At 58.8% G+C, this 3,532-nt stretch carries 3 protein-coding genes and 1 pseudogene; all 4 read left to right on the forward strand.

Translation table 11 applies throughout. The annotated features are described in order from the left end of the window. Positions 1–96 precede the first annotated feature (96 nt). Positions 97–606 (forward strand): annotated as a pseudogene (locus R6W86_RS08780) (GDP-mannose 4,6-dehydratase); the annotation flags it as partial. Next, complete coding sequence (rfbA, locus tag R6W86_RS08785; protein ID WP_410328986.1) at positions 607–1,479, forward strand: glucose-1-phosphate thymidylyltransferase RfbA; 873 nt, start codon at positions 607–609, stop codon at positions 1,477–1,479. Between the two features lie 23 nt (positions 1,480–1,502). After that, entirely contained in the window at positions 1,503–2,465 is a 963-nt protein-coding gene (locus tag R6W86_RS08790) for a UDP-glucose 4-epimerase family protein (protein ID WP_410328987.1), read from the forward strand. After that, positions 2,462–3,316: a hypothetical protein gene (locus R6W86_RS08795; RefSeq protein WP_410328988.1), complete on the forward strand. Its 855-nt coding sequence runs from the start codon at positions 2,462–2,464 to the stop codon at positions 3,314–3,316. The genes R6W86_RS08790 and R6W86_RS08795 overlap by 4 nt, the downstream gene beginning before the upstream one ends. The last annotated feature ends 216 nt before the right edge of the window (positions 3,317–3,532 follow it).

Raw genomic sequence — 3,532 nt, forward strand, 5'->3', positions numbered from 1 at the left:
GTTAAATAAAATTTATCCTTCCGATCTTAATTATTGTACTATTGCAAATTACCTTTCTACCAGTAATATACCTGATCCGGAGTTGCTTATCAGAACCTACTGGTGACCAACTGCTCCAACAATTATGGCCCCTATCACTTCCCCGAGAAGCTGATTCCGCTGATGATTCTCAATGCCCTTGATGGCAAGCCGCTGCCGGTTTACGGCAAGGGCGATCAGGTGCGGGACTGGCTCTATGTGGAAGACCACGCTCGCGCGCTTTATAAAGTAGTCACTGAAGGTGTAATCGGGGAGACTTACAACATCGGTGGGCATAACGAGAAGCAGAATATCGAGGTGGTGCATACCATCTGTGATCTGCTGCAGGACCTGGCGCCGGCGGATCGGAAGTATCGGGATCTGATCACTCACGTGGCCGACCGCCCGGGGCACGATCTTCGTTACGCCATTGATGCCGGCAAGATCCAGCGCGAACTGGGCTGGACGCCGGAGGAGACCTTCGAATCCGGCATCCGCAAGACCGTTCAGTGGTACCTGGACAACCTGGAGTGGTGCCAGCGGGTTCAGGATGGCAGTTATCAGCGAGAGAGGCTGGGAGTCGCATAAATGAAGGGCATTATTCTGGCCGGTGGCTCCGGCACACGTTTGTACCCGATCACCCGGGGTATCTCCAAGCAGCTGCTGCCGGTGTATGACAAACCGATGATCTACTACCCGCTGTCGGTGCTGATGCTGGCGGGTATCCGGGACATCCTGGTGATTACCACCCCGGAAGATCAGGACGGCTTCAAACGGCTGCTCGAGGACGGCAGCCAGTGGGGCGTCAATCTCACTTATGCGGTTCAGCCCAGTCCGGATGGCCTGGCTCAGGCATTCATTATTGGTGAAGAGTTTATCGGTGATGACAGCGTTTGCCTGGTGCTGGGGGACAACATTTACTACGGCCAGGGCTTCAGCAAGTTGTTGCAGTCGGCCGCATCCCGGGATAAGGGCGCGACGGTATTCGGTTACCGGGTGACGGATCCCGAACGGTTTGGCGTGGTGGAGTTTGATGACAATCAGCGGGCGGTTTCCATCGAGGAGAAACCGGCGCAGCCGAAGTCCAACTACGCAGTGACCGGGCTCTACTTCTACGACAACGACGTTATCGAGATCGCCAAAGCCGTGGAGCCGTCGGCGCGGGGCGAACTTGAAATCACGGCCGTCAACCAGGCGTATCTGGAGCGTGGCGCTCTGAATGTCGAGCTGCTGGGTCGTGGCTATGCCTGGCTGGACACTGGCACCTACGACTCGCTCCACGAAGCCGCAGGTTTTATCGAGACGCTGGAGAAACGCCAGGGCCTGAAGGTGGCGTGCCTGGAAGAGGTTGCTTACCGAATGGGCTATATCGGCAAGGAGCGGTTGCTGGAGCAGGCCGAAGTGCTCAAGAAGAACAGCTATGGCCAGTACCTGCGTAACCTCGCCGAGCGCGGTTTCTGAACATTCAGCTGATTGGGGTGTGAGTGTCTGACCTGCGAATTCTGGTGACGGGAAGCTCCGGTTTTATTGGCCGGGCTTTGGTGCGTCAGCTATCCGAAGAGAGCGGCTGGATTGTCCGAAGCGCTTTGCGCTCAGGGCGAAGAGAGTCGGGCGCTGATGAAACGGTGAAGTCCCCGGGGCTGAGTAAGGGCTCAGACTGGCGGGCTGCCTTGTCTGGCGTGGATGTGGTGGTTCATGCGGCTGGCCGTGCCCATCGGATGAATGACTCTGCCGAGGACCAGTTGGCCGCCTTCAGGCAGGTCAATACCGAGGGCACTCTTGCCTTGGCACGACAGGCCGCTAAAGCCGGGGTTCGCCGTTTTATCTTCCTTAGTTCGATCAAGGTCAATGGTGAGTATACCCGCCCGGGGCAACCCTTTCGGTCAGCTGACGAGCCGGCACCGCTGGATCCCTACGGCATTTCCAAGCTGGAAGCGGAGGAAGGCTTGCGCGACCTTGCCCGTGAGACCGGGATGGAGGTTACGGTTATTCGTCCGGTTCTGGTGTATGGCCCGGGCGTTCCCGCAAACTTCCGCAAGATGATGGCGTGGGTGGCCAGGGGCGTTCCGTTGCCCCTTGGCCGCGTGAATAATCAGCGCAGCCTGGTGTCGTTGGGTAATCTGGTCGATCTGATCCGGGTGTGCCTGAGCCATCCTGCGGCTGCAAACCAGACCTTTCTGGTGAGCGATGGCGAAGATCTGTCGACGCCGGAACTGCTCACCCGGCTCGGGAGCGTGCTTGGCAAACCGGCACGCCTGTTGCCGGTTCCGGAAAAGCTTTTGGTCGGGCTGATGAAGCTGGTGGGTAGAGGAGATATGGCAAACAGGCTCTGTGGCTCGCTGCAGGTGGATATGAGCGACACCTGTCAGCGGTTGGGCTGGAAACCTCCGGAAAAGCTGGACGATGCCCTTCGGAAAACCGCCAACGATTTTCTGACTCGCCCATGAAACTGCTGATTTCACAGGTGGTTTACCAATGGAACGCGACGACCCTGGAGCCGGCCTTGCGCTCCCTTTCCGAGAGTCTGGATGTCGCCGTCAGGGCTGGTGAGTTGGAGAGTGCCACCTTGTGGCTTTCCTACAACGGCCCGCAGCCTCTGGATGAGCCCGCAGCCGATCGTCTGCTGCAATCCGCTTTCAAGTGGCCCGCACACCTGCTACCCCGGCAACGGAACCTCGGCTACGGCGGTACCAACAACCTGGCGCTTCGCCAGCAAATGTTCGAAGTCGCTCCCAATCAGTTGGAGCCGCACGTGTTACTGGTGATCAACCCGGATGTGAAGCCCGAGCCGGAAGCAATCACCAATGCCCTTCGACGCCTGAAGGAGGATCCGGAGTGCGGTCTCGTATGTCCCCGCATCCTTGACTGGACCGGTACCACCGAGGCACCCGGCCACAAACGCTATCCGTCCCTCGCGGTGCTCGCCGCACGCCTGTTTTCCCCGTTATTGAAGCTTCCTGTATTCCTCGCCCTCAATGAACGCTATGAATACCGGGATTTGCCGGTGCAAGAGACTTTTGACGATGTCGTCCTGGTCAGTGGGTGTTTCATGATGGCCCGTGATCGATACTGGCAAGACCTGAACGGCTTCGACGACGGCTTTTTCATGTATTTCGAGGATTTTGACCTGGCCGCAAGAGGTCGCGAGAAAGGTTGGCGGCACCGGTACGATCCGGCCGTGCGAATCCGCCATGCCGGCGGCGGGGCCGGGCAGAAGGGCTGGCGCCACCGGCTTTGGTTTATCCGCTCCGCGCTCCGGTTCTTCACTCGTCACGGTTGGCGGTGGTGGCGGGTCTAGTGTCCCGTCTGGTTAATTCGCTGACCTACTGAGCCACTGAGAGCCTTGAGAGCAAGGCGCGATGGCGAAGGTGTGGTGGTTCCAAATCGAGTCAGAGCAACGCAGCTATCAAGGCTCTCCGTAGCTCCCGAAGGGCGCGGCGCTGGGGCCCCTGACCGGTGTTGCCAGCACTTGATGTGGAACCACCACACCTGCGCACTGGCGCCTTGGCCAGGG

The sequence above is a fragment of the Marinobacter sp. genome (assembly GCF_046484525.1).
In the GTDB taxonomy this organism is placed as follows: Bacteria; Pseudomonadota; Gammaproteobacteria; order Pseudomonadales; family Oleiphilaceae; genus Marinobacter.

Excerpts from the sequence above, each read along its gene's own strand:
- rfbA (WP_410328986.1), top strand. The coding sequence starts at position 607 with ATGAAGGGCATTATTCTGGCCGGTGGCTCCGGCACACGTTTGTACCCG.
- R6W86_RS08795 (WP_410328988.1), top strand. The coding sequence starts at position 2,462 with ATGAAACTGCTGATTTCACAGGTGGTTTACCAATGGAACGCGACGACC.